The organism is Streptomyces sp. NPDC059009, from assembly GCF_042740175.1.
Lineage (GTDB): Bacteria > Actinomycetota > Actinomycetes > Streptomycetales > Streptomycetaceae > Streptomyces.
Genome location: NZ_JBHYJB010000035.1, coordinates 57,203 through 82,131, shown reverse-complemented (window position 1 = coordinate 82,131; position 24,929 = coordinate 57,203). Strand labels below are relative to the sequence as shown.

The 24,929-nt window shown below is 72.3% G+C and carries 21 protein-coding genes; 14 read left to right on the top strand and 7 right to left on the bottom strand.

Annotation, left to right across the window (positions count from 1 at the left end; genetic code table 11):
* Positions 1-5: 5 nt before the first annotated feature.
* Positions 6-1,079: an aldo/keto reductase gene (locus ACFWYM_RS30850; RefSeq protein WP_384844627.1), complete on the bottom strand. Its 1,074-nt coding sequence runs from the start codon at positions 1,077-1,079 to the stop codon at positions 6-8.
* A 117-nt stretch (positions 1,080-1,196) separates the two neighbouring features.
* Here ACFWYM_RS30850 and ACFWYM_RS30845 point away from each other — a divergent pair, with 117 nt between their 5' ends.
* The 5 genes from ACFWYM_RS30845 to ACFWYM_RS30825 all read left to right on the top strand — a co-directional run bounded on the left by ACFWYM_RS30845 (position 1,197) and on the right by ACFWYM_RS30825 (position 4,860).
* The gene (locus ACFWYM_RS30845; RefSeq protein WP_384844624.1) at positions 1,197-2,030 is read left to right on the top strand and encodes a helix-turn-helix transcriptional regulator; all 834 of its coding nucleotides are present in this window, start codon (positions 1,197-1,199) and stop codon (positions 2,028-2,030) included.
* A 132-nt stretch (positions 2,031-2,162) separates the two neighbouring features.
* Entirely contained in the window at positions 2,163-2,546 is a 384-nt protein-coding gene (locus tag ACFWYM_RS30840) for a cell division protein SepF (protein ID WP_384844622.1), read from the top strand.
* Between the two features lie 182 nt (positions 2,547-2,728).
* Positions 2,729-3,874, top strand: a complete 1,146-nt coding sequence (locus ACFWYM_RS30835) for an AAA family ATPase (protein ID WP_384844618.1) — start codon at positions 2,729-2,731, stop codon at positions 3,872-3,874.
* Positions 3,861-4,202, top strand: coding sequence for a nucleotide pyrophosphohydrolase (locus ACFWYM_RS30830; RefSeq protein WP_384844615.1), 342 nt, complete (start codon positions 3,861-3,863; stop codon positions 4,200-4,202). Before ACFWYM_RS30835 ends, ACFWYM_RS30830 begins: the two co-directional genes overlap by 14 nt.
* 175 nt (positions 4,203-4,377) lie before the next feature.
* Positions 4,378-4,860: a DUF6099 family protein gene (locus ACFWYM_RS30825; RefSeq protein ID WP_384844612.1), complete on the top strand. Its 483-nt coding sequence runs from the start codon at positions 4,378-4,380 to the stop codon at positions 4,858-4,860.
* Positions 4,861-4,924: 64 nt separating this feature from the next.
* Here the strand turns inward: ACFWYM_RS30825 and ACFWYM_RS30820 are convergent, their stop codons facing one another.
* Positions 4,925-5,182 carry a hypothetical protein gene (locus ACFWYM_RS30820; RefSeq protein WP_384844609.1) on the bottom strand — a complete coding sequence of 86 codons (258 nt, stop codon included), beginning with the start codon at positions 5,180-5,182 and terminating at the stop codon, positions 4,925-4,927.
* A gap of 279 nt (positions 5,183-5,461) precedes the next feature.
* Here ACFWYM_RS30820 and ACFWYM_RS30815 point away from each other — a divergent pair, with 279 nt between their 5' ends.
* The 5 genes from ACFWYM_RS30815 (at position 5,462) to argF (ending at position 12,984) form a co-directional block, all read left to right on the top strand.
* Positions 5,462-6,385 carry an LLM class F420-dependent oxidoreductase gene (locus ACFWYM_RS30815; RefSeq protein ID WP_384844606.1) on the top strand — a complete coding sequence of 308 codons (924 nt, stop codon included), beginning with the start codon at positions 5,462-5,464 and terminating at the stop codon, positions 6,383-6,385.
* 87 nt (positions 6,386-6,472) lie between these two features.
* Positions 6,473-7,969: a 3' terminal RNA ribose 2'-O-methyltransferase Hen1 gene (locus ACFWYM_RS30810; RefSeq protein ID WP_384844603.1), complete on the top strand. Its 1,497-nt coding sequence runs from the start codon at positions 6,473-6,475 to the stop codon at positions 7,967-7,969.
* Positions 7,966-10,551, top strand: coding sequence for a polynucleotide kinase-phosphatase (locus ACFWYM_RS30805; RefSeq protein WP_384844600.1), 2,586 nt, complete (start codon positions 7,966-7,968; stop codon positions 10,549-10,551). The genes ACFWYM_RS30810 and ACFWYM_RS30805 overlap by 4 nt, the downstream gene beginning before the upstream one ends.
* A gap of 65 nt (positions 10,552-10,616) precedes the next feature.
* Positions 10,617-11,846, top strand: a complete 1,230-nt coding sequence (locus ACFWYM_RS30800; protein ID WP_384844596.1) for an arginine deiminase — start codon at positions 10,617-10,619, stop codon at positions 11,844-11,846.
* 121 nt (positions 11,847-11,967) lie between these two features.
* Positions 11,968-12,984 carry an ornithine carbamoyltransferase gene (gene argF / locus ACFWYM_RS30795; RefSeq protein WP_384844593.1) on the top strand — a complete coding sequence of 339 codons (1,017 nt, stop codon included), beginning with the start codon at positions 11,968-11,970 and terminating at the stop codon, positions 12,982-12,984.
* Between the two features lie 7 nt (positions 12,985-12,991).
* Here argF and ACFWYM_RS30790 read toward each other — a convergent pair whose 3' ends face one another.
* On the bottom strand, positions 12,992-13,405 hold the full coding sequence (locus ACFWYM_RS30790) for an ATP-binding protein (RefSeq protein WP_384844590.1): 414 nt from the start codon (positions 13,403-13,405) through the stop codon (positions 12,992-12,994).
* 255 nt (positions 13,406-13,660) lie between these two features.
* On the opposite strand from ACFWYM_RS30790, the gene ACFWYM_RS30785 reads away from it, so the two are divergent.
* A complete protein-coding gene (locus ACFWYM_RS30785) occupies positions 13,661-14,488 on the top strand; it encodes an enoyl-CoA hydratase family protein (protein WP_384844587.1) in 828 nt (275 codons plus the stop codon).
* On the top strand, positions 14,485-16,827 hold the full coding sequence (locus tag ACFWYM_RS30780) for a bifunctional salicylyl-CoA 5-hydroxylase/oxidoreductase (protein WP_384844584.1): 2,343 nt from the start codon (positions 14,485-14,487) through the stop codon (positions 16,825-16,827). The genes ACFWYM_RS30785 and ACFWYM_RS30780 overlap by 4 nt, the downstream gene beginning before the upstream one ends.
* 19 nt (positions 16,828-16,846) lie before the next feature.
* On the opposite strand, the gene ACFWYM_RS30775 is transcribed toward ACFWYM_RS30780, so the two are convergent.
* Complete coding sequence (locus tag ACFWYM_RS30775; protein WP_384844581.1) at positions 16,847-17,668, bottom strand: PaaX family transcriptional regulator C-terminal domain-containing protein; 822 nt, start codon at positions 17,666-17,668, stop codon at positions 16,847-16,849.
* Between the two features lie 4 nt (positions 17,669-17,672).
* Positions 17,673-19,361: an AMP-binding protein gene (locus ACFWYM_RS30770; protein ID WP_384844578.1), complete on the bottom strand. Its 1,689-nt coding sequence runs from the start codon at positions 19,359-19,361 to the stop codon at positions 17,673-17,675.
* 313 nt (positions 19,362-19,674) lie between these two features.
* Between ACFWYM_RS30770 and ACFWYM_RS30765 the strand changes: the two genes are divergently transcribed.
* Together ACFWYM_RS30765 and ACFWYM_RS30760 are read left to right on the top strand one after the other, a co-directional pair.
* Positions 19,675-20,844: an acyl-CoA dehydrogenase family protein gene (locus ACFWYM_RS30765; protein ID WP_384844575.1), complete on the top strand. Its 1,170-nt coding sequence runs from the start codon at positions 19,675-19,677 to the stop codon at positions 20,842-20,844.
* The gene (locus tag ACFWYM_RS30760) at positions 20,841-21,239 is read left to right on the top strand and encodes a RidA family protein (RefSeq protein WP_384844572.1); all 399 of its coding nucleotides are present in this window, start codon (positions 20,841-20,843) and stop codon (positions 21,237-21,239) included. The genes ACFWYM_RS30765 and ACFWYM_RS30760 overlap by 4 nt, the downstream gene beginning before the upstream one ends.
* Before the next feature lie 58 nt (positions 21,240-21,297).
* Here the strand turns inward: ACFWYM_RS30760 and ACFWYM_RS30755 are convergent, their stop codons facing one another.
* A complete protein-coding gene (locus ACFWYM_RS30755; protein WP_384844569.1) occupies positions 21,298-22,827 on the bottom strand; it encodes a helix-turn-helix domain-containing protein in 1,530 nt (509 codons plus the stop codon).
* A gap of 125 nt (positions 22,828-22,952) precedes the next feature.
* On the bottom strand, positions 22,953-24,836 hold the full coding sequence (locus tag ACFWYM_RS30750; protein WP_384844566.1) for an amidohydrolase: 1,884 nt from the start codon (positions 24,834-24,836) through the stop codon (positions 22,953-22,955).
* Positions 24,837-24,929: the final 93 nt, after the last annotated feature.

Here is a 24,929-nt window from a genome sequence, read left to right as displayed (position 1 = left end):
ACGTGTCAGCGGCGGGGTTCGACCTTCAGGTCGCCCTGCGTCTGCATGCGGGCGAGGTCGCTCGCGAGATAGGCGTGCGGATAGCCCAGCTCGATCGTGCTCGCCTCGTCGAGGCGGGCCAGTTGAGCGGGGGTGAAGGCGACCTCCAGGCTGCCCAGGTTGTCCTCCAGTTGCGCGGGGGTGCGGGCGCCGATGATCGGTGCCGTCACGCCCGGGCTCTGCAGGGTCCAGGCCAGTGCGACCTGGGCGGGGGTGCGGCCCAGCTCCGTGGCGACCTCCTTCACGACATCGGCGATGCCGAGGGCGCGTTCGGTGACCCAGCCCAAGTCCCGGTTGAAGCTCTTGCGGGTGCTCTCGTCGGAGCCGGCGCCCGCCCCGGTCAGGTCGTCGCGGCTGTACTTGCCCGTGAGCACCCCGCCGCCCATCGGCGAGTACGGGACCACCCCGAGGCCCATCTCCCGCGCCATGGGGATCAGGTCGCGCTCCCCGGTCCGCTGGATCAGGCTGTGCTCGATCTGCAGCGCGACCAGGGGCGACCAGCCGCGCAGGTCGGCGATCGCCTGCATGCGCGACACCTGCCAGGCCGGGGCGTTGGAGATCGCCACGTACAGGACCTTGCCCTGGCGGACCAGGTCGTCCAGGCCGCGCAGGACCTCCTCGACCGGCGTCGTGAAGTCCCATACGTGCAGGTAGAGCAGGTCGATGTAGTCCGTGTCCAAGCGGCGCAGGCTCGTCTCCACCGATGCGGACAGGGGCTTGCGGTGATTGCCCCCGGAGTTCGGGTCGCCGGGGCGGCGGAGCGTCGAGTACTTCGTCGCGAGCACCAGGCTCTCGCGGTGGTCGCGGGCGAATTCGCCCAGCAGGCGCTCGGAGTTGCCGTCGGTGTAGGTGGTCGCGGTGTCGATGAAGTTGCCGCCGCGCTCGACATAGAGGTCGAACAGCTTGCGCGCCTCGTCCCGCTCGGCGCCCCAGCCCCATTCGGTGCCGAAGGTCGCCGCGCCCAGCGCCAGGGGTGAGACGCGCAGCCCGGAGCGGCCGAGCAGCCGGTAGGTGTCGAGGGTGAGGGATGACGATGACATGGTGTGCTCCCGTACTGGTGATGCGTTGTCGGGAACCAGCCTGTGACCGTCGTGAGGCGGGGGTAAGGGAGAGATCTTCCTGGGAATGCCAGTCCTACCCTGGGCGTTGGAGCGATCGTGACGACCTCCACCGTGGACGCGACCCAGGAGCTGGCCGCGTTCCTGCGGACCCGGCGCGAACGCCTGGACCCGGACGAGTTCGGCCTCCCGTCGCGTCGGAGGTCCCGGCGGACCCCGGGGCTCCGCCGCGAAGAGGTCGCCGAACTGGCCGGGGTGAGCATCGACTACGTCGTGCGCCTCGAACAGGGCCGCGGGCTGCGGCCCTCGGCGGACGTGGTGGAGGCGCTCTCCCGCGCGCTGCGCCTGGCCCCCGACGAACGCGCCTACCTCTTCGACCTGGCCCGGCAGCGCCCCCGCAGCTCCGACAAGCCCGCCACCACGGCGCCGCCGCCGCTGGCCCGGCTGGTCGCCGACCTGGCACCGCTGCCGGCCATGCTCTTCAACCACCGTTACGACATCCTGGCCTGGAATCGCGAAATGGCCAGGCTGCTCCTGGATTTCGACACCCTGCCGCCGACGCAGCGCAATGTGATGTGGCTGTGCCTGATGCATCCGCTGACGCGCGAGTTCTACGCCGACCGCGAACGCGTCGTACGGGAGGGAGTCGCCCATCTGCGTGCCGCGTGGGCCGCGCATCCGGAGGACCGGGTGCTGAGCGACCTCATCGCCGAATTCACCGCTCACGACGAGGAGTTCGCGCACTGGTGGGCCGAGCGGGACGTCAAGGTCAACGGCCGTGGGCACAAGGTGATGCGGCACCCCGAGGTCGGTGAGGTCGCGGTGCACTACGAGGTGCTGGCGCCGCTCCAGGATCCGGATCAGCGGCTGGTGATCTACCGTGCGGCGGACGGGGAGAGCCAGGCGGCGCTGGATCGGTTGTCCGCGCCGTGATGTCCGCGTCGTGATGTCCGCGAGTGACGTTCCCCGGCGGGGCCGATCCGTGTCGGTGTTGGGCTGAACGGGTGAGTGGCGTAAGAATGGGCCGGTGCAGAAATTGAGTGCGAGTCAGGGCGGGGGGCTGCGGTGAACAGCCACGACGTCACCGACGAACAGTGGGAAGGGCTCGCCCAGGTCGTACCGTTGCGCAGCCGCAACGAATGGCCGTCCTGGCCGGGTCACCGGGCGCTGCCCGAGGCGGAGACCGAGGCGCGGCGCAGGTTCGTCGTGATACGGGTCAACGTCTTCGCGGACGCCCGTGAGGTCGCCGAGACCTTGATGGCGGAGATTCCCGTCCTCCTCGACCTGACCGGGGCCGAGAGCGACACCGCCAAGCGCGTCCTGGACTTCAGCAGCGGCGTCGTGCTGGGGCGGGGCAGCGGCATGCACCGGGTCGACCGCAATGTGTTCCTGCTGACTCCGCCCGGCACGGAGGTCCAGGGGCTGGTGGAGGCCGTCGCCCAGCCGTAGGACGTGGACGCGTGGACGCGTAGAGGCGTGGAAGGCGTACGAGGGGCGCAGGGCTCGTAGCGCCGTGGTGCTGTAGCGCCCCGGGCGCACTGTGTCCGTCTTTTGGGTGGCCATCGCCCGTTCGTAGGAAGGTCACTTGGGCAAAACGGTTCGCCTTTCGGCGTCCGCCTACGGTCCGGGACATGACTGCGGCTCCCCTTGACCGGCCCGAGGTCGCCGAACTGCGCCTGTCCGCCTTCGCCGGGCATCGGTCCGCCGTCCTGCCGCTCGGGCCGGTGACCCTGATCGCCGGGCCCAGCGGCAGCGGCAAGAGCAGTGCGCTGCGGGCCTACGCGGCCCTCGGCCGGCTCAGCGCGGGCGAGGAGCTCGCGGACGTCTTCGCCGATCCCGTCGCGTGTGTGCCCGAGCGGGCGCGGGCCGACGGTCAGCGGCGGCGCGGCTTCCGCATCGGCTGTACGGTCGACGGGCCCGCCGGTGCCGTCCGGCTCGACCTCGCCGTGCAGGCCGAGCCCGAACTCCGCGTCGTGGGGGAGCGGTTGACGCTGGGGCCGCTCGTCCTGCTGGAGACCGCGCTGCGCGACCCGTCGCGGTCCGTCGTCCAGGCCGCCTGGTACACCGGGGGCAACGCCCAGGTCACCCGTGGTCCGCTGCCCGACGACCGGCTCGGCACCGCGCTGCTCCCGCTGCGCGTCGCGGGCCGGACGGACGGGCAGCGTCTGGTGCTGGCGGCGGCGGAACAGGTCGTCGTCGCGCTGCGGTCGGCCTTCGCCTGTGACCCGAAGCCGGGCCTGATGCGTCGTCCGCTGCCGCCGGGGCGGGTGGGGGACGGGCGGCTCCTCGGGGGCTGCGAGAACCTCGCGGCGGTGCTGTGGCGCACCCGGGAGGAGTGCGGGAACCGGCACGCACGGCTGGTCGCGGAGGTGCGCAAGGGGTGCGCGGGGCGGGTCGACGACGTGCTCGTGACGGAGGCCGACGACGGCTCGCTGCACGCCTTCCTCGACCGGGGGGACGGGGTCAGGACCCCCGTCGGACGGCTCGGGGACGGGGAGTTGAGGCACCTCGCGCTCGCCCTGGTGCTGCTGACCGGGCCGGGGGTGCTCGAGGTCGACACCGTCGCCGAGGTGCCCGCCGCGTACCAGGCGTTCACCGTGCTCGGCGACCGGTTCGACCGCGCACTCGACCGCCATCAGCTGCGGGCGCTCACCGCGCTCGCGGGAGAGATGTGCGAGCGCGGGCACGTCCGGTTCGTGGGCGCGGTCGGCGACGCGGCGGGGGCCGTGGGGCTCGACGGAGTCACGGTGGTAGACCTGGAGCGTGACGGAACTTGACGTAGCGGGGCTGCAGCGCAGGCTGGCCGAGTTCGCGGCGGCGCGGAACTGGCAGCCCTACCACACCCCGAAGAACCTGGCCGCGGCCCTCAGCGTGGAAGCCTCCGAACTCGTCGAGATCTTCCAGTGGTTGACCCCCGACGAGTCGGCGCGGGTGATGGCGGACCCCGAGTCGGCGCACCGGGTGACGGACGAGGTCGCCGACGTCCTCGCCTACCTGCTGCAGTTCTGCGAGGTGTTGGGGATCGACGCGCTGGCCGCGCTCGACGCGAAGATCGACCGGAACGAGCAGCGTTTTCCGATGCCAGGGCGTCCTGCCCGCTCCTAGATCAATGTCACTCTCCGGAGTGGACGACTGATCCACAGTCGATTAATTGTCCACAGATTTCCGGCTTCCCCTGGCTTTTCTGCGCCCGGACTCTCACTGTGGGTAGTGAGCAGGCGAGTTCGGTGGACGTGCGGCGGGCGTGCGGTGTGCGCGCGGAGTGGATCGGGGACTGCACATGGATGCGATGCGGCTCATCGAGGCGAGCAGGCGCGCCCTGGAGCGGAGCCAGGAGCCGGCGGACATCGTGGTGGAGGTGTGGCAGGCGCAGGCGATCGCCCAGGCGATAGGCGCGCGCCTCGCGGTCGCGGGGCCACCGGAGTTGAGAGGCGAGGCCCTCGGGCTCAGCGAGCTCGGCGGCCGGGGCTGCGGGGTCCTGGATCCGCCGTCGCTCGGCGTCGAGGGCATACGCGCCGCGCGGCTCTCCGAGGTGGGTGACGTCCCGGCGGTCCTGCACGGACTCGATCTGCTGCTCGGCGAGGTCGGCATCGCGCTGGTCGCTGTCGCGATGGGCGCGGACGAGGAGGGGGCCTACTGGCAGTGTGTGGAGGCGATCGACGCCGCCGACGAGTCGAGGGACCGGGTCCTGGAGATGATGCGCAGACTCGAGGCCCGTGAACAGGGGCTGCCCGAGCCCGACTCGGCGGCGGGGTCGTCCTAGAGCTTGGTCCGTCGGGCAGGTCCTGGATCCGTCGGACAGGTCCTGGCCGTGGGCCGCCTGACCGTCAGGAGCGGCCTGGCTCGTCGCCGGAGGCGGGCGGGCGGCTGTCCGGGGACTGGGGCAGGGCGGTGGACGACGGCGTGGCGGCGGACTGCTGGAGGTCCGCGTCGAGCTGGGTCAGGTCGGCGTTGAGCGCGGCCATCAGCTCCTCCATCTGCTGCAGCAGGCCCTTGGGCCTGCCCTCCTGCTCGGGCGCGGATGCCATGGACGGCACCGGCGAGTCGTGCGCGGCCCCCTGCTCGGGCACGGCTTCCTGGGACATGACGGCCTCCTAGGCCCTCGCCCTTCCCCCGGGGGAAAGGCAGTTGATGCAGCACCACAGGGAAAGGATCAACGGGTGCGGGCGACGCTCCGGCCATGTGAACGCCGGTGCGGGTGCCGGGCGGTCCGGCTCCGCCCGAGCCAACGATCACCCTGGGAGCGGGTCACTGGGGCGGACGCCAGGCGCCCGCCGGGTTGACGGATTTTCACCCGACCGGGGCGGCGGGGGATCGGCGGGATCGACGGGGTTGACGGGCGTTCGAGCGTGCAGGATGGAGCCATGGATCTTCGAATCTTCACCGAGCCCCAGCAGGGCGCCGCATACGAGACGCTGTTGTCCGTCGCCAAGGCCACCGAGGACCTCGGCTTCGATGCCTTCTTCCGGTCCGACCACTATCTGCGGATGGGTTCCTCCGACGGGCTGCCGGGGCCCACGGACGCCTGGATCACCTTGGCGGGCCTGGCCCGTGAGACGAAGCGGATCCGGCTCGGCACGCTGATGACGGCGGGCACGTTCCGACTGCCCGGGGTCCTCGCGATCCAGGTCGCGCAGGTCGACCAGATGTCGGGCGGCCGGGTCGAACTGGGGCTCGGCGCGGGCTGGTTCGAGGAGGAGCACAAGGCGTACGGGATTCCTTTCCCCAAGGAGAAGTTCGCGCGGCTCGAGGAGCAGCTGGCGATCGTCACCGGGCTGTGGGGCACGGAGGTCGGCAGGACGTTCAGCCACGACGGGGCGCACTACCAGCTCACCGACTCGCCCGCACTGCCCAAGCCCGCGCAGGCCAAGGTGCCGGTCCTGATCGGCGGTCACGGCGCGCGGCGGACCCCGCGGCTCGCCGCGCAGTACGCCGACGAGTTCAACATCCCGTTCGCCTCGATCGAGGACAGCGAGCGGCAGTTCGGCCGGGTCCGGGCCGCCGCCGAGGAGACCGGACGCAAGGGCGACGACCTGGTGTACTCGAACGCGCTGGTGGCGTGCGTCGGCAAGGACGACGCGGAGGTCGCCCGGCGGGCCGCGGTGATCGGCCGCGACGTCGACGAGCTGAAGCTGAACGGGCTCGCGGGATCCCCGGCCGAGGTCGTCGACAAGATCGGCCGGTACCAGGCGATCGGCTCCCGGCGGATCTACCTCCAGTGCCTCGACCTGAAGGACCTGGACCACCTGGAGCTGATCTCCTCGCAGGTGCAGTCGCAGCTGGCGTAGACGTTCCTGCGCACGATGTCCCCCCTCGCCCCGGTCAAGGACGAAAACCCCTGGTCGGGGCGGGCGAACCCGGTCATACTCGGACGCGTGTTCCTGACGATCAGCACCACCGGCTGCCCGGAGCGCCCCGCGACCGACCTCGGGTTCCTGCTGCACAAGCACCCCGACAACGCGCAGGCGTTCTCCACCTCCTACGGCACCGCGCACGTCCTCTACCCCGAGGCGTCCGCGGAGCGGTGCACGGCCGCGCTGCTCCTGGAGGTCGACCCCGTGGCGCTGCAACGGCGCGGCAGGGGCAAGAACGGCAAGGCGCGGGGCGGCGCCCCGGACGCGGCGCTCGCGCAGTACGTGAACGACCGCCCGTATGCCGCCTCTTCGCTGCTCGCCGTGGCGCTCAGCAGCGTCTTCTCCAGCGCCATGCGCGGCCAGTGCCGGGCCATGCCCGAGCGCGCCGGGCAGCCCCTGCCGCTGCGCGTCGAGGTGCCGGCGCTCCCCGCGCGGGGCGGCGCGAAGCTGGTGCGGGGGCTCTTCGAGCCGCTGGGATGGACGGTGAGCGCGGAGGCCGTGCCGCTGGACGAGGAATTCCCGGAATGGGGCGACTCGCGGTACGTACGGCTCGTGCTCGAGGTGCCGGACGGGCGCCTCACGCTGTCCGATGCGCTGCGTCACCTCTATGTCCTGCTGCCGGTGCTCGACGACGCCAAGCACTACTGGGTCTCCGCCGACGAGGTCGACAAGCTGCTGCGCGCCGGTGAGGGGTGGCTCGCCGAGCACCCCGAGCAGAAGCTGATCACCAGCCGCTATCTGGCGCGGCGCTGGTCGCTGACGCGCGAGGCGATGGAGCGTCTTGAGCTGGTCCGGCTCGCCGACTCGGACGACACGGACGTCGAGGAGATCGACAACGCCGTGGACGAGGAGAGCGCCGCATGTGATTTTGAAGAGGGCTCGGAGAAGCCGGTGCCGCTCGCGGTGCAGCGGCGTGCGGCGATCACCGATGCGCTGCTGGCGGCGGGTTCGGCCCGGGTGCTCGACCTCGGCTGCGGGCAGGGCCAGTTGGTGCAGGCGCTGCTCAAGGACGTGCGGTTCACGGAGATCGTCGGTGTCGATGTGTCGATGCGGGCGCTCACCGTCGCCTCGCGGCGGCTGCACCTGGACCGGATGGGGGAGCGGCAGGCCGAGCGGGTCAAGCTCTTCCAGGGCTCCCTCGCGTACACGGACAAGCGGCTCAAGGGGTATGACGCGGCGGTGCTCAGCGAGGTCATCGAGCACCTCGACGAGGAGCGGCTGCCCGCCCTGGAGTACGCGGTGTTCGGCTCCGCGCGCCCCCGCACCGTCCTCGTGACGACGCCGAACGTGGAGTACAACGTCCGCTGGGAGACCCTCCCGGCCGGGCACGTCCGCCACGGCGACCACCGCTTCGAGTGGACCCGCGAGGAGTTCCGCGCCTGGGCCCGCCGGGTCGCCGAACGGCACGGCTACGACGTCGGGTTCACTCCCGTCGGCGACGACGACCCCGAGGTGGGCCCGCCCACGCAGATGGCCGTATTCACCCAGACCGCCAAGAAGGAGGGGCAGGCCGCATGACGAACGACACCAACACCACCGGCACCACTGGTACCGCACGCACCCTCCCCGTCACCGACCTCTCCCTCGTGGTCCTGATCGGCGCCACCGGCTCCGGCAAGTCCACGTTCGCGCGGCGGCACTTCAAGCCCACCGAGGTGATCTCCAGCGACTTCTGCCGCGGCCTGGTCGCGGACGACGAGAACGACCAGAGCGCGAGCCGCGACGCCTTCGACGTGCTGCACTACATCGCGGGCAAGCGCCTCGCGGCGGGCCGGCGCACCGTCGTGGACGCCACCAGCGTCCAGCCCGAGAGCCGCAAGCAGCTCATCCAGCTCGCCCGCCAGTACGACGTGCTGCCCATCGCCATCGTCCTGGACGTGCCCGAGGAGGTCTGCGCCGAGCGGAACGCCGCGCGCGCCGACCGCGCCGGGATGCCGCGCCGCGTCATCCAGCGCCACCAGAGCGAACTGCGCCGCTCGCTGCGCCACTTGGAGCGCGAGGGGTTCAGGAAGGTGCACATCCTGCGGGGCGCGGCGGAGATCGACGGCGCCGAGATCGTCACCGAGAAGCGCTTCAACGACCTCTCCCACCTCACCGGACCTTTCGACATCATCGGCGACATCCACGGCTGCGCGAGCGAGCTGGAGACCCTGCTCGGCAAGCTCGGCTACGCGGACGGGGCGCACCCGGAGGGCCGTACCGCCGTCTTCGTCGGCGACCTCGTCGACCGCGGCCCGGACACGCCGGGCGTGCTGCGCCGCGTGATGTCCATGGTCGACGCGGGCACCGCCCTGTGCGTGCCCGGCAACCACGAGAACAAGCTCGGCCGCCACCTCAAGGGCAAGAAGGTCCAGCCGACCCACGGACTCGCCGAGACCATCGAGCAGCTGGGCGGGGAGAGCGCGGAATTCCTCGGCCAGGTACGGAAGTTCGTGGACGGGCTCGTCTCGCACTACGTCCTGGACGAGGGCCGGCTCGTGGTCTGCCACGCCGGGCTGCCGGAGAAGTACCACGGCCGCACCTCGGGCCGGGTCCGCTCGCACGCGCTGTACGGGGACACGACCGGCGAGACCGACGAGTTCGGCCTCCCGGTGCGCTACCCGTGGGCCGAGGAGTACCGGGGCAAGGCCGCGGTCGTCTACGGCCACACGCCCGTGCCCACCGCGACCTGGCTGAACAACACCATCTGCCTGGACACGGGCGCCGTGTTCGGCGGCAAGCTGACCGCGCTGCGCTGGCCGGAGCGCGAGCTCGTCGAGGTGCCGGCCGAGCAGGTCTGGTACGAGCCGGTGAAGCCGCTCGCCACGGAGGCGCCGGGCGGCCACGAGGGGCGCCCGCTCGACCTCGCGGACGTGCACGGCCGCCGCGTCGTGGAGTCCCGGCACGCGGGCCGCGTCTCGGTGCGCGAGGAGAACGCCGCCGCGGCCCTGGAGGTCATGAGCCGCTTCGCGGTCGACCCGCGCCTGCTGCCGTATCTCCCGCCGACGATGGCGCCGACGGCGACGTCGCAGCGCGAGGCCCGCGGCGGAGCCGCTGATGAACACTTCCTGGAGCACCCGGCCGAAGCCTTCGCGCAGTACGCCTCGGACGGGGTCGAGCGGGTCGTGTGCGAGGAGAAGCACATGGGCTCGCGGGCGGTGGCCCTGGTGTGCCGGGACGCGGAGGCGGCGCGCGAGCGGTTCGGTGTGGACGGGCCGAGCGGTGCCCTCTACACCCGTACCGGGCGCCCCTTCTTCAAGGACGCGGCCATGACGGAGGAGATCCTGGCGCGGCTGCGCACCGCCGTCACCGAAGCGGGCCTGTGGAAGGAGCTCGACACTGACTGGCTGCTCCTGGACGCCGAGTTGATGCCCTGGTCGCTCAAGGCGTCGGGGCTGCTGCGCTCGCAGTACGCGGCCGTGGGCGCCGCCTCGTCGGCGGTGTTCCCGGGCGCGGTGGCGGCCCTCGAAGCGGCGGCGGCGCGCGGCGTCGACGTGGCGGAGCTGCTCGGCAAGCAGCGCGAGCGGGCCGTGGACGCGGCCCGGTTCACGGACGCGTACCGGCGCTACTGCTGGACGACGGACGGGCTCGACGGGGTGCGGCTCGCGCCGTTCCAGGTCCTGGCCGCGCAGGGCCGCAGCCTCGCCGGGATGCCGCACGACGCCCAACTCGCCCTGATCGACCGCATGGTGGAGCACGACACGACGGGCCTGCTGCAGACCACCCGGCGGCTCTTCGTCGACACCGGCGACGAGGCGTCGGTCCAGGCGGGCGTCGACTGGTGGCTGGAGATGACCAGCCGCGGCGGCGAGGGCATGGTCGTCAAGCCGGTCGAGGCGGTGGTCAGGAACGGCCAGGGCCGCCTGGTGCAGCCGGGCATCAAGTGCCGGGGCCGCGAGTACCTGCGGATCATCTACGGTCCCGAGTACACCCGGCCGGACAACCTGGACCGGCTGCGCGGCCGCTTCCTCGGCCACAAGCGCTCGCTCGCGATCCGCGAGTACGCGCTCGGCCTGGAGGCGCTCGACCGGCTCGCGGAGGGCGAGCCGCTGTGGCGGGTGCACGAGGCGGTGTTCGCGGTGCTCGCGCTGGAGTCGGAGCCGGTGGACCCGCGCCTGTAGCCACCGGGGCGATCCGTACGAAGTTGCACGGGCGAGAGCCGCCCGGCCGGGGAAAGATGGAACCCATGGGATTCCATGTCGACTCCGAGACCGGGCGGCTGCGCCGCGTCATCCTGCACCGACCGGACCTGGAGCTCAAGCGGCTCACCCCCACCAACAAGGACGCCCTCCTCTTCGACGACGTCCTCTGGGTGCGCCGGGCGCGCCAGGAGCACGACGGCTTCGCGGACGTGCTGCGGGACCGGGGCGTCGACGTCCATCTCTTCGGTGACCTCCTGACGGAGGCGATGGACGTCCCCGAGGCCCGTCTCCTCGTCCTGGACCGGGTCTTCGACGAGAAGGAGTACGGGCCGCTCGCCACTGACCATCTGCGCGCGGCCTTCGAGACGATGGACTCCGCCGAGCTGGTGGAGGCGCTGGTCGGCGGCATGACGAAGCGGGAGTTCCTGGCCCGGCACCCGGAGCCGACGTCGGTGCGCTTCCACGTGATGGACCTGGACGACTTCCTGCTCGGCCCGCTGCCCAACCACCTCTTCACCCGCGACACCTCCGCCTGGATCTACGACGGGGTGTCGATCAACGCGATGCGCTGGCCCGCGCGGCAGCGCGAGACCGTGCACTTCGAGGCGATCTACCGCCACCACCCCCTCTTCAAGGCGGAGCACTTCAACGTCTGGTCCGAGGGCCAGGCGGACTACCCCTCCACCATCGAGGGCGGCGACGTCCTGGTGATCGGGCAGGGCGCCGTCCTCATCGGGATGAGCGAGCGCACCACGCCGCAGGCCGTGGAGATGCTCGCGCACAAGCTGTTCGCGGCCGGTTCGGCGCAGACGATCGTGGCCCTCGACATGCCGAAGAGCCGGGCGTTCATGCACCTGGACACGGTGATGACGATGGTCGACCGGGACACCTTCACGCAGTACGCGGGGCTCGGCATGCTCCGCTCGTACACCATCGAACCGGGCGTGGGGGACCGGGAGTTGAAGGTCACCGACCATCCGCCGGAGCACATGCACCGGGCCATCGCCGCCGCGCTCGGGCTGAGCGGGATCCGGGTGCTCACGGCCACCCAGGACGTGCACGCGGCGGAGCGGGAGCAGTGGGACGACGGCTGCAACGTGCTCGCGGTGGAGCCGGGCGTCGTGGTCGCGTACGAGCGGAACTCGACCACCAACACCCATCTGCGCCGGGAGGGCATCGAGGTCATCGAGATCCTGGGCAGCGAGCTGGGCCGGGGGCGGGGCGGGCCGCGCTGCATGAGTTGCCCGGTGGAGCGGGACGCGGTGGGGTCGTAGGGAGCCTCCGTCCGCGATCCCGGGGCCTACGGGTCCCCCTCGGGGAGCTGTATATAAATGTGGGTCGTCGTATAGACTTCCAGTGTTCCCCTGATTCGATCCCGCCACCCCGGAGCCCGCCATGGCGAAAGACCGCCCCGCCCTCACCGGCCGCCACTTCCTCAAGGAGGTGGACTTCACCGCCGAGGAGTTCCGCGGTCTGGTCGATCTCGCCGCCGAGCTCAAGGCCGCCAAGAAGGCGGGGGCCGAGACGCCGGCCCTGCGCGGCAAGAACATCGCGCTGATCTTCGAGAAGACCTCCACCCGCACCCGCTGCGCCTTCGAGGTCGCGGCCGCGGACCAGGGCGCCTCGACCACGTATCTCGACCCCTCGGGCTCGCAGATCGGGCACAAGGAGTCCGTGAAGGACACCGCGCGGGTTCTCGGCCGGATGTTTGACGCCATCGAGTACCGGGGCGACAGCCAGCCCGGCGTCGAGCAGCTCGCCGCCCACGCGGGCGTGCCCGTCTACAACGGCCTGACCGACGACTGGCACCCCACGCAGATGCTCGCCGACGTGCTCACGATGGCCGAGCACGGCGGCGGGCCGCTCACGGAGACCGCCTTCGCCTACCTCGGCGACGCCCGCTTCAACATGGGCAACTCCTACCTGGTCACCGGCGCCCTGCTCGGCATGGACGTGCGGATCGTCGCGCCCCGGGCCTACTGGCCGGCCGAGGAGGTCGTGGCGCAGGCGCGGAAGCTGGCCGAGGCGAGCGGCGCGCGCGTCACGCTCACCGAGTCCGTCGAGGAGGGCGTCCGGGGCGCCGACTTCATCGCCACGGACGTCTGGGTCTCGATGGGGGAGCCCAAGGAGGTGTGGGACGAGCGCATAACGGCCCTCAAGCCCTACGCCGTCACGATGGACGTGCTGCGCGCGAGCGGCAACGCCGACGTGAAGTTCCTGCACTGCCTGCCGGCCTTCCACGACCTGGGCACGAAGGTCGGCCGCGAGATCCACGAGCGGCACGGCCTGACCTCGCTCGAGGTCACCGACGAGGTCTTCGAGTCGGCGCACTCCGTCGTCTTCGACCAGGCGGAGAACCGGCTGCACACGATCAAGGCGGTCCTGGTCGCGACGCTCGGCCCGGAATCCTGAACCCCGCTCAGCACGGAATCCTGAACCACACCGCCTTGCCGGACTCCGTCGGCCGGTGTCCGCAGTCCGAGCTCAGGGTGCGGATGAGCAGCAGGCCCCGCCCGTGCTCCTGCCAGGGGTCGGGTTCCGCGCAGCCCGCCGTGGTGAGGTCGCCCGGCGGCAGCGGGTTGCTGTCGTGCACCTCGACCCGGCAGCCGGTCGGCAGCAGCTCGATGACCAGCTCTATCGGGGCGTCGCCCGCCGTGTGCTCCACGGCGTTCGCCACCAGCTCGGCCGTGAGCAGCTCCGCGGTGTCCGTGTCGGCCCCCGACTCCAGGTCGGTGAGGGCGGTGCGGACGAGGGCGCGGGCGATGGGCACCGCGGCCGTGGTGTGCGGCAGAGCGATGCGCCAGGAGGCGAGAGGCCGGGGAGGTTCGGGCAAGGCGGGTCCGTTCGGGGAGCAGGCGCGGGCGGTCCTGCTTTCAACGGTACGAATCTTAAGCGGCCCGTCGACAGGGGCTCCTGTCGGGCGTGGGCGGGACGTAGGGCCCTAGGGCAGGCCCCCCCGTCGCCCCGTCGGCGATGGCGAGATCTATCGCGTACTCCTGACGACAGTCACAAATGAGTGATAACTTCGAAGAGCCACCCTGACTGAGGCGCTCCGCGCCGTCCCTCCTCGCCCCGGAGGCCGCACGTCATGAGTCCCTTCACCGGCTCCGCCCCGCGCACCCCCGACTGGCAGCACCTTCGCTACGAGGTCGAGGACGGCGTCGCCACCGTCACGCTCGCCCGCCCCGACAAGCTCAACGCGCTCACCTTCGGCGCCTACGCCGACCTGCGCGACCTGCTTGCCGAGCTCTCCCGCGAGCGGGCCGTGCGCGCCCTCGTGCTCGGCGGCGAGGGGCGCGGCTTCTGCTCGGGCGGCGACGTGGACGAGATCATCGGCGCCACGCTCGCCATGGACACCGCACAGCTCCTCGACTTCAACCGGATGACGGGGCAGGTCGTGCGGGCGATCCGCGAGTGCCCGTTCCCGGTGATCGCCGCCGTGCACGGGGTGGCCGCGGGGGCGGGCGCCGTGCTCGCGCTCGCCGCGGACTTCCGGGTGGCCGACCCGAGCGCGCGGTTCGCGTTCCTCTTCACCCGCGTCGGGCTCTCCGGCGGCGACATGGGCGCCGCCTATCTGCTGCCCCGCGTCGTCGGCCTCGGCCATGCCACGCGGCTGCTGATGCTGGGCGACGCGGTGCGCGCACCGGAGGCCGAACGGATCGGTCTGATCAGTGAGTTGACCGAGGAGGGCCGTGCCGCCGAGGCCGCGCAGGCCCTGGCGCGGCGGCTCGCCGACGGGCCCGCCCTCGCCCACGCCCAGACCAAGGCGCTGCTCACCGCCGAGCTCGACATGCCGCTCGCCGCCGCCGTGGAGATGGACGCGGCGACTCAGGCGCTGCTGATGAACGGTGAGGACTACGCCGAGTTCCACGCCGCGTTCACGGCCAAGCGCTCGCCCAAGTGGCGGGGGCGGTGAGGGAGTTGACGATCTCCCTGGAAGGCGATGGTGCCGCGGCCGCCCGGCGCGTCGCCGTCGTCGGCGGCGGACCCGGCGGGCTGTACGCGGCGGTGCTCCTCAAGCGCCTCGACCCCACCCGCGAGATCACCGTGTGGGAGCGCAACGCGCCCGACGACACCTTCGGCTTCGGCGTCGTCCTCTCGGACGAGACGCTCGGCGGCATCGAGCACGCCGACCCCGCCGTGTACGCCGCGCTCCAGGCGGAGTTCGTGCGCTGGGACGACATCGACATCGTGCACCGGGGGCAGCGGCACACCTCGGGCGGCCACGGATTCGCCGCGCTCAGCCGCAAGCGGCTCCTCGCCGTCCTGCACGAGCGCTGCCGGGAGCTCGGCGTGGACCTCCGCTTCTGTACGGAGGCGCCGTCCGCCGCCGAACTCGCCGCGACACACGAGCTGGTGATCGCCGCCGACGGCGTGCACAGCCTCACCCGCGCGGCGCACGCCGACGTGTTCAAGCCCACGCTCACCACGCACCGCTGCCGCTACATCTGGCTCGCCGCCGACTTCGCCTTCGACGCCTTCCGCTTCGAGATCGCCGAGACCGAGCACGGCGTGATGCAGCTGCACGGATACCCGTACGCGGCGGCGGGGACGGGCACGGCAGCAGCGTCCGGCGCCTCCACCGTCATCGTCGAGATGCACGAAGAGGTGTGGGAGGCCGCCGGTTTCGCCGAGCTCGACCAGGCCGCCTCCGCCGAGCGGTGCGCCAAGATCTTCGCGGACGCCCTCGGGGGGCGCCCGCTGCGCTCCAACAACTCCTCCTGGATCAGCTTCCGCACGGTCGTCAACGAGCAGTGGTCGTACGGCCATTGCGTGCTCCTCGGGGACGCCGCGCACACCGCCCACTTCTCCATCGGCTCCGGCACCAAGCTCGCCGTCGAGGACGCCCTCGCGCTCGCCGCCTGTCTTCAGGAGCAGCCCGACATCCCGGCCGCCCTCGCCGCGTACGAGGAGGAGCGCCGCCCCGTCGTCGCCTCCACCCAGCGCGCGGCCGCCGCCAGCCTGCAGTGGTTCGAGGAGCTGGGGCTCTATGTGGACCAGGCGCCCCGGCAGTTCGCCTTCAACCTGCTCACCCGCAGCCGCCGCGTCACCCACGACAACCTCCGGCTGCGCGACGCGGGCTTCACCCAGGCCGTGGAGCGGGAGTTCGGCTGCCCCGAGGGCACCCCGCCGATGTTCACGCCGTTCCGGCTGCGCGGGCTGACCCTGCAGAACCGCGTCGTGGTCTCGCCGATGGACATGTACTCCGCCGAGGACGGTGTGCCCGGCGACTTCCACCTGGTCCACCTGGGCGCGCGGGCGCTCGGCGGGGCGGGCCTGGTGATGACGGAGATGGTGTGCGTCACCGAGGACGGCCGGATCACGCCGGGCTGCGCCGGGCTCTACACCCCCCAACAGGAGGCGGCCTGGCGGCGGATCACCGACTTCGCGCACGCCCAGGCGCCGGGCACCGCGATCGGCGTGCAGCTCGGGCACTCGGGCCGCAAGGGCTCCACGAAGCTGATGTGGGAGGGCATCGACGACCCCCTCGACGAGGGCAACTGGCCGCTCGTGGCCGCCTCCCCGCTCCCGTACAAGGAAGGCAGCCAACGCCCCCGCGCACTCACCACCGGTGAACTCGCCGTGCTCACCCTCCAGTTCAAGGCGGCCGCCCGGCGCGCCGCCCGTGCGGGCTTCGACCTCCTCGAACTGCACTGCGCCCACGGCTACTTGCTCTCCGGCTTCCTCTCCCCGCTCACCAACCTCCGCGACGACCAGTACGGCGGCCCGCTGGAGAACCGGCTGCGCTTCCCGCTCGAAGTCTTCGACGCGGTACGGGAGGTGTGGCCGGCCGAGCGGCCCATGACGGTCCGGATCTCCGCGACGGACTGGGCCGAGGGCGGCACCACGGCCGACGACGCGGTCGGGATCGCCCGGGCCTTCGCCGCCCACGGGGCGGACGCCGTCGACGTCTCCACCGGGCAGGTCGTCGCCGACGAACAGCCCGCGTACGGCCGCTCCTACCAGACCCCGTACGCCGACCGCATCCGCAACGAGACCGGCATCCCCGTCCTCTCGGTGGGCGCCATCTCCTCCTGGGACGACGTCAACTCCCTGATCCTGGCCGGGCGCACGGACCTGTGCGCGCTGGCCCGGCCGCACCTCTACGACCCGCACTGGACGCTGCACGCCGCCGCCGAACAGGGCTACAGCGGCCCCGGCGCCAGCTGGCCCGCCCCCTATCGCGCGGGCAGCAGACGCCCCCAGACGGGCCGCACGGACGGCCCCAAACCCCGGCTCACGCTGGGGCGTTGAGCCCCCATACGGAGACGTCCTACGGAGATGTCTCAGGGGACGTCGCGAACGCCGCGGCCGCCGCGCGCAGCCGCCCGTGCAGCTCGCGGAAGACCGCCGCCGAGCGCGCCCCCGGCCAGTCCGCGGGCAGCAGCTCGGCGGGCAGGCCCGGGTCGGCGTAGGGCAGGTGCCGCCAGGAGTCCAGGGCCAGGAGATAGTCCCGGTACGCCTCCTCGGGCGGGGTGTCCGGGCGCGAGTGCCAGGCGCGCAGGACCGGTTCGTGGCGGTCGAGGAACGCCTCGTGCTGCTTGGCGAGCGCCGACAGGTCCCACCACCGGGCCACCGACTCGGCGGTGGCCGCGAAGCCGAGGTGCGTGCCCCTGAACAGATCGACGTAGGCGGCGAGTTGGAGCCGCTCCAGGGTGTGCCGGGTCTCCTCGTACAGGTGCGCAGGCGCGATCCACACGCCCGGCGCCGCCGTGCCGAAGCCGAGCCCCGCGAGCCGCGAGCGCAGCACGTGCCGCTTCTGCCGCTCCGGCTCGGGGACGGAGAAGACGGCGAGGACCCACTCGCCCGCCGTGTCCGGGCCGGGGGCGGCGTAGATGCGCCGGTCGCCGTCGTCCAGGAGCTGGCGGGCGTCCGGCGACAGCTCGTACCCGGCCGCGCCCGACTCCGTGCGGGCGGGCAGCAGCAGGCCGCGGCGCTTGAGGCGGGAGACCGACGAGCGCACGGCGGGGGCGTCGACGCCCACGGGCGCGAGCAGCCGGACCAGCTCCGCGACCGGGACGGGGCCGGGCCGCGTACGCCCGTACGCGCCGTAGAACGTGACGATCAAGGACCGTGGGGTGCGCTGCTCGGACACGTGATCACTCTACGGTTCCGGGCGCGGGCTCCTGCTCCCGGTCGACCGGGCCCGCCCGCAGCCGGAAGCGCTGGAGCTTGCCCGTCGCGGTGCGCGGCAGGGCGTCGAGGAAGACGATCTCGCGCGGGCACTTGTAGGGGGTCAGCTCGGCCCTGACGAACTCCTGCAGCCGTCCGGCGTCGCGCGGGGCGCCCGCGCGCAGCACCACGTACGCCGCGACCAGCTGGCCGCGCCGCTCGTCGGGCAGCCCCACCACGGCCGTCTCCACCACGTCCGGGTGGCGCAGGAGGGCCTCCTCCACCTCGGGGCCCGCGATGTTGTACCCGGCCGAAATGATCATGTCGTCCGCGCGCGCGACGTAGCGGAAGCAGCCGTCGGGGTCCCGGACGTAGGTGTCCCCGGTGACGTTCCAGCCGTGCCGCACGTACTCCTGCTGGCGCGGATCGGCGAGATAGCGGCAGCCGACGGGCCCGCGCACCGCCAGCAGACCCGGCTCGCCGTCCGGCAGCGTGCGCCCCGCCTCGTCGACGACGCGCGCGTGCCACCCCGGCACCGGGCGGCCCGTGGTCCCCGGGCGGATCGCCTCGTCGGCGGCGGAGATGAAGATGTGCAGGAGCTCCGTCGCGCCGATGCCGTTGATGATGCGGTGGCCGGTGCGCTCGTGCCACGCCTGCCAGGTCGCGGCGGGCAGGTTCTCGCCCGCCGAGACGCAGCGGCGCAGCGAGGAGATGTCGTACGCGGAGTGCTCGGTGTGCTCGGAGTGCTCGGCGAGTTCGTCGAGCATCGTGCGGTAGGCGGTCGGTGCCGTGAACACGACGCTCACCCGGTGCTCGGTGACCGCGGCCAACAGCTGCTTGGGGCCCGCCTGTTCGAGCAGCAGCGTGGAGGCTCCCGCGCGCAGCGGGAAGATGACGAGCCCGCCGAGGCCGAAGGTGAAGCCGAGCGGCGGGCTGCCCGCGAACACGTCCTCCGGGACGGGCTTGAGGACGTGGCGCGCGAAGGTGTCGGCGATCGCCAGGACGTCGCGGTGGAAGTGCATGCAGCCCTTGGGGCGCCCGGTGGTGCCCGAGGTGAACGCGATCAGGGCGACGTCGTCGGCCGCCGTGTCCACGGCTTCGTAGGGCTCCTCGTGGGCGGCCGCCCGGGAGAGCAGGTCGTCGGGGCCCTCGCCGCCGTACGTGGTCACACTCTGGCCCGCGATCCCCGCCTTCGTCAGGTCGTCGAGCGAGCGGGCGTCGCACAGCGCGTGCCGGACCTCCGCGATCTCGCACATCGTGGCCAGCTCGTGCGGGCGGTGCTGCGCCAGGACGGTGACCGCGACGGCGCCCGCTTTCATCACCGCGAGCCAACAGGCCGCCAGCCAGGGCGTGGTGGGGCCGCGCAACAGTACGCGGTTGCCGGGGACGACGCCGAGCTCGCCGGTCAGGACGTGCGCGAGGGAGTCGACGCGGCGCCGCAGTTCGCCGTACGACCACACCTCGCCGGAGCCCGAGCGGAACGCGGGCCGGTCGGCGCCGAACCGCGCCGCCGTGTGGTCCAGGAGCTCGGCCCCGCAGTTGACCCGGGGCGCGTAGTGCAGCTCGGGCCGGTCGCGGACGAGGGCGGGCCACTGCTCGACGGGCGGGAGGTGGTCGCGCGCGAAGGTGTCGGTGTGGGCCGAAGGTGTCAGTCCGGAGGTGCCGCTGGCGTCCATGGAGGTGCGCCCCCTTGCCGAGGTCCTGTCGAGCCGAGGTCTTGCCGACGGGGTGGAGAGCCAGGGCCTGCCCGGCGGATCCTGCCGCGGTCGCGGGCTCTGGTGCGCACATCTGCCGTGTTGTCGTCGGTCGCCAACGCTCCGCGTTGACTCCCTCCTCCGCCTTGCAGCTGCACGTACCAGAGCCCGCTCACCGGCGATGAATTGGTGAGCTCGAAATTCTGCGGCCGGATCCGCCGGGCAGGTCCTGGCGCTTCGAGCGTATCGTGATGGTGACGACAGTCAACGGTGCGCGATAAAGGAGGGGTCCTGGGTGTCGGCATTCTCCCTTGAACCGGAGCAAACCGCCTGGGCACAGGAGTTGCGTGTCCTGGCCGCGACGCGGCTTCGCCCGCTGGCGGAGCGGGGCGAACCGGGCCGGGTGAACCGTCCGCTGGTTGCGGAGCTGGGCCAACTGGGGCTGCTGGAGGCGCTGTTCGCGGATAAGGAGGGACCACGGAGCGGTGCGCTCGGGCTCTGTCTCCTGCGGGAGTCCCTCGCCCGCTCCTGCACCGAGGCCGAGACCGCGCTCGCCCTGCAGGGGCTCGGCGCGCACCCCGTCCACGCCCACGGCACCGTGCGCCAGCGCGAGGAGTGGCTCGCTCCCGCCCGCGAGGGGCGGGCCGTCGCGGCCTTCGCGCTCTCCGAGCCGGACGCGGGCTCGGACGCGGCGGCGCTCACGCTGCGGGCGGAGCGCGACGGCGCCTCGGGCTGGCGGCTCACCGGGGAGAAGCGCTGGATCTCCAACGCCCCCGAGGCCGACTTCGCCACCGTCTTCGCCCGCACCACCCAGGACGCGGGCGCCCGCGGCGTCACCGCCTTCCTCGTGCCCACCGACCGCCCGGGGCTCGGCGGCGAGCCGCTCGACATGCTCTCGCCGCACCCCATCGGGACCCTCACCTTCGACGGCGTGCGCGTCACCGAGGACGATGTGCTCGGCGAGGTCGACCGCGGGTTCCGGGTCGCCATGACCACCCTGAACCGGTTCCGGCCCAGCGTCGGCGCCTTCGCCGTCGGGATGGCGCAGGCCGCGCTGGACGCCACGCTCGCGCACACCTCTCAACGCCGGGCGTTCGGCGGGGTGTTGAGCGATCTGCAGTCCGTCTCCCACCAGGTCGCCGAGATGGCGCTGCGCACCGAGTCGGCCCGCCTGATGGTGTACGCGGCCGCGGCGGCGTACGACCGGGGGGACCCCGGCATCGCGCGCCGCGCCGCGATGGCCAAGCTGCTCGCCACCGAGACCGCCCAGTACGTCGTCGACGCGGCCGTCCAGCTGCACGGCGCCCGCGCCCTCCAGCGCGGCCACCTCCTCGAACACCTCTACCGCGAGGTGCGCGCCCCGCGCATCTACGAGGGCGCCAGCGAGGTCCAACGGTCCATCATCGGCAAGGAGTTGTACGCCGACCACGCAGACTCGCTCACCACGGAAGGGCCGTCCGTATGACCCTGCACCGCGTCAATCCCGTCGAACTCTCCCCGCCCACGGGCTTCTCGCACGCCGTGACCGCGACCGGCGGCCGTCTCGTCTTCCTCGCGGGCCAGACCGCCCTCGACGGGGAGGGCAAGGTCACGGGCGAGACCCTGCCCGAGCAGTTCGAGACCGCCCTCACCAACCTCCTCACCGCCCTGCGCCACGCCGACGGCACCCCCGCCGACCTGGCCCGCGTCACGGTGTACGCCACGGACGTCGCCGACTACCGCGTCCACGCCGCCGAACTCGGGCGCATCTGGCGGCGGTTGGCGGGGCGGGACTATCCGGCCATGGCGGTGGTGGGCGTCGTCCGGCTCTGGGACGAGCAGGCGCTGGTGGAACTGGACGGGGTCGCGGTTCTGGAATGAACCGCGACCCCGTCCTGAAACGCCGACCGGTGGACTGCCTGAAACGCCTGCTCGCGGACTAGATGTCGCGGAAGGTCTCGATCTGTGCGCCCACCGAGTTGAGGCGCTCCGCCAGGTCCTCGTAGCCGCGGTTGATCACGTACACGTTGCGCAGCACCGAGGTGCCCTCCGCCGCCATCATCGCGAGCAGCACGACCACGGCCGGGCGCAGCGCCGGCGGGCACATCATCTCGGCGGCGCGCCAGCGCGTCGGGCCCTCGACCAACACCCGGTGCGGGTCCAGGAGTTGCAGGCGCCCGCCGAGCCGGTTGAGGTCCGTGAGGTAGATCGCGCGGTTGTCGTAGACCCAGTCGTGGATGAGGGTCTTGCCCTGCGCCACGGCCGCGATGGCCGCGAAGAAGGGGACGTTGTCGATGTTGAGGCCGGGGAACGGCATCGGGTGGATCTTGTCGATGGGCGCCTCAAGTTTGGAGGGGCGCACCGTGAGGTCCACGAGGCGGGTGCGGCCGTTGTCCGCCGCGTACTCCGCTGAGCGGTCCTGGTCCAGGCCCATCTCCTCCAGGACCGCGAGCTCGATCTCCATGAACTCGATCGGCACCCGGCGGATGGTGAGCTCCGACTCGGTGACCACGGCGGCGGCGAGCAGGCTCATCGCCTCGACCGGGTCCTCGGAGGGGGAGTAGTCGACGTCCACGTCGATGGTCGGCACGCCGTGCACCGTGAGGGTGGTGGTGCCGATGCCCTCGACCTTGACGCCCAGGGCCTCCAGGAAGAAGCAGAGGTCCTGGACCATGTAGTTGGACGAGGCGTTGCGGATGACCGTCGTGCCCTCGGCGCGGGCGGCGGCGAGCAGCGCGTTCTCCGTCACGGTGTCGCCGCGCTCGGTCAGCACGATCGGGCGGTCGGGGGAGACGCCGCGCTCCACCTCCGCGTGGTAGAGCCCCTCGGTGGCCGCGATGTCCAGGCCGAAGCGGCGCAGCGCGATCATGTGTGGCTCGATCGTGCGGGTGCCGAGGTCGCAGCCGCCCGCGTACGGCAGCTTGAAGCGGTCCATGCGGTGCAGCAGCGGGCCCAGGAACATGATGATCGAGCGGGTGCGGATGGCCGCCTCCGCGTCGATGGCGTCCATGTCGAGCTTCGCGGGCGGCACGATCTCCAGGTCCACCCCGTCGTTGATCCAACGGGTGCGCACACCAATGGAGTTGAGGACTTCGAGGAGCCGGTAGACCTCTTCGATGCGGGCGACGCGGCGGAGTACCGTGCGGCCCTTGTTGAGGAGGGATGCGCAGAGCAGCGCCACGCACGCGTTCTTGCTCGTCTTGACGTCGATGGAGCCGGAGAGGCGGCGGCCGCCGACGACGCGCAGGTGCATGGGACCCGCGTACCCGAGCGAGACGATTTCACTGTCGAGAGCCTCGCCAATCCTGGCGATCATCTCAAGGCTGATGTTCTGGTTGCCGCGCTCGATGCGGTTGACGGCACTCTGGCTGGTGCTGAGTGCCTCGGCGAGCTGCGACTGCGTCCAGCCCCGGTGCTGCCGGGCGTCGCGGATGAGCTTGCCGATGCGTACGAGGTAGTCGTCTGCCATGGGACGAAGGCTATCTCAGATATGAGATGAGTCGCGCGGCGGGGTGGGCCAAACGGGAAGGATCCCTTCCGGGCCTGCCCGGACCGGGAGTTCGGCCCCGGAGCCAGGCCCGGACACCGGGACCGTCAGCCGCAGCCGCACCCACGGTGCCTGCCGCCGTGCACGGACGCGAAGGCCGTGGGCCGGGGCCCCGCCGACGCCCGCGCGAGCCGGGTCGCAGCAGCGCGGCCCGACGCCGTGGAGGCGTCGTGCACCACTGTGCCCCCGACGAGCGTCAGGCGCACCTCGGCGCTGCTGATATCGGCCACCGGACACCGCGTCACATCGCGGTCCAGCAGCACCAGATCGGCCGACTTGCCCCGCTCGACGGTCCCGGTGAGATGCTCCATGCGGAGTTGACGCGCGGTGCCGAGGGTGTGCATGCGCAGCGACGTCGTCCGGCTCAGCCCCTCCTGTTCGCGGTACAGATCGCCGCCCTCGCCGTCCGTGCCCGTGCGGTCGACGGCGGTGCGGACCTGGTTCCACACCTGCAAGGGGTCGACGGGCCAGTCCGAGCCGCCGGACAGGGGCGCGCCATGGCGCTGGAGACTGCGCGCCGGGTAGAGCAGGCGGTGGCGGGCGGCGCCGATGTAGGGGAGCAGGGAGTCCATGGTCCAGGTGTTGCGGGTGGCCCACTGGAGCTGCATGCAGGCGATGGCGCCGAGTTGGGCGAAACGGGGGAAGTCGTCGGGGTGCACCAGCTGGAGGTGGGCGGCGGTGTTGCGCAGATCGCGGCGCCCGGTGGCGCGCAGTGCGTACGCGTAGCCGTCGAGCGCGGTGCGCACGGCGCGGTCGCCGAGGGCGTGCGCGTGCATCTGCCAGCCCGCCGCGTTGAAGGCCGCGCTGAGCTTGCCGTAGTCGGCGGCGGAGACATAGAGCTCGCCGCGGTGGTCGGTCGGCCTGCCGTCCTTGTCGAGGTACGGCTCCAGGAGGGCGGCGGTCTGCGCCGGGTACTCGATGACGCCGTCGAGGAACACCTTGACGGTGCCGAAGCGCAGGCCCGGCACGTCGTCGAAGTCGGCGCGCAGGCCGCGGGCGTAGGCGAGGGCGGCGGCCGGGTCCTTGGTCTTGTCGGTGTCGATGCGCAGCGCCGGCACGAAGCGCTGGAGGAGCTGCCCGGTCTCGGCGAGGGACCGGTAGACCGTCAACTCGTCGTGCCCGACGACGGCTTCCATGAAGGTGGTGATCCCGGACGCGGCGGCCTGGGCGAGGATCTTCGCGGCGGCCGCGTGCAGCTCCTTGGGGCTCGGCTCGGGGATGTGCCGCGTGACGAGGGGCTGGGCGTCGTCCTTGAGCACGCCCGTGGGCTTGCCGTCCTTGCCCTTGACGATCTTCCCGCCGACCGGGTCGGGGGTGTCGGCGGTGATCTTGGCGATGTCGAGGGCGCGCTGGTTGACCCAGATGTTGTGGCCGTCGCCGCCGCGCAGCGCGACGGGGTGGCGGGTCGGCAGGGCGTCGAGCATGTCGTGGTGCGGGGCGGTGCCGTGCGGGAGCAGGCCCACGGGATTCCAGTCCTCCACCACCAGCCAGCCGTCGGGCTCCTGGTCGGCGGAGTCCTTGAGGAACCCGGTGAGGGTCTTCTGCAGGTCCGCCACGGTCTGTTCGGCGCCCGCGAGGGAGGGGCGCAGTGAGCGGCTCGCGGCGTCCATGGGGTGGGCGTGCCCGTCGTGGATCCCGCTCATCACGGTGCCGCCCTTGGCGTCCACCACCTCGGTGTCCCGCCCGGTCAGCCGGCGCACCTCCGCGCCGCCGACGCCGAGGATCCGCCCGTCCCTGCCGACGGCGACGGCCTCGGCGAGGGGCGCCCCGCGGACCCCGGTGAACACCCGGGCGTTGTGGACGACGAGCGCGGCGGACCGCCGCCCGTGCGGGGCCGAGGCCACGGCGGGGGCGCCCGCGACGGCGGCGAGACCGGTGGCGCCCGCGGCGGCGATGACGCCGCGCCGGGACAGGGGGGAGAGCGAACTCATGGGCACTCCAAGGGGGTTGGCTGTTGCCAGGGACCCTGGGTGAGTAACGGCTTAACCAGAAGCCGTCCCGGACGACGGAATCCGCAGCCCCCG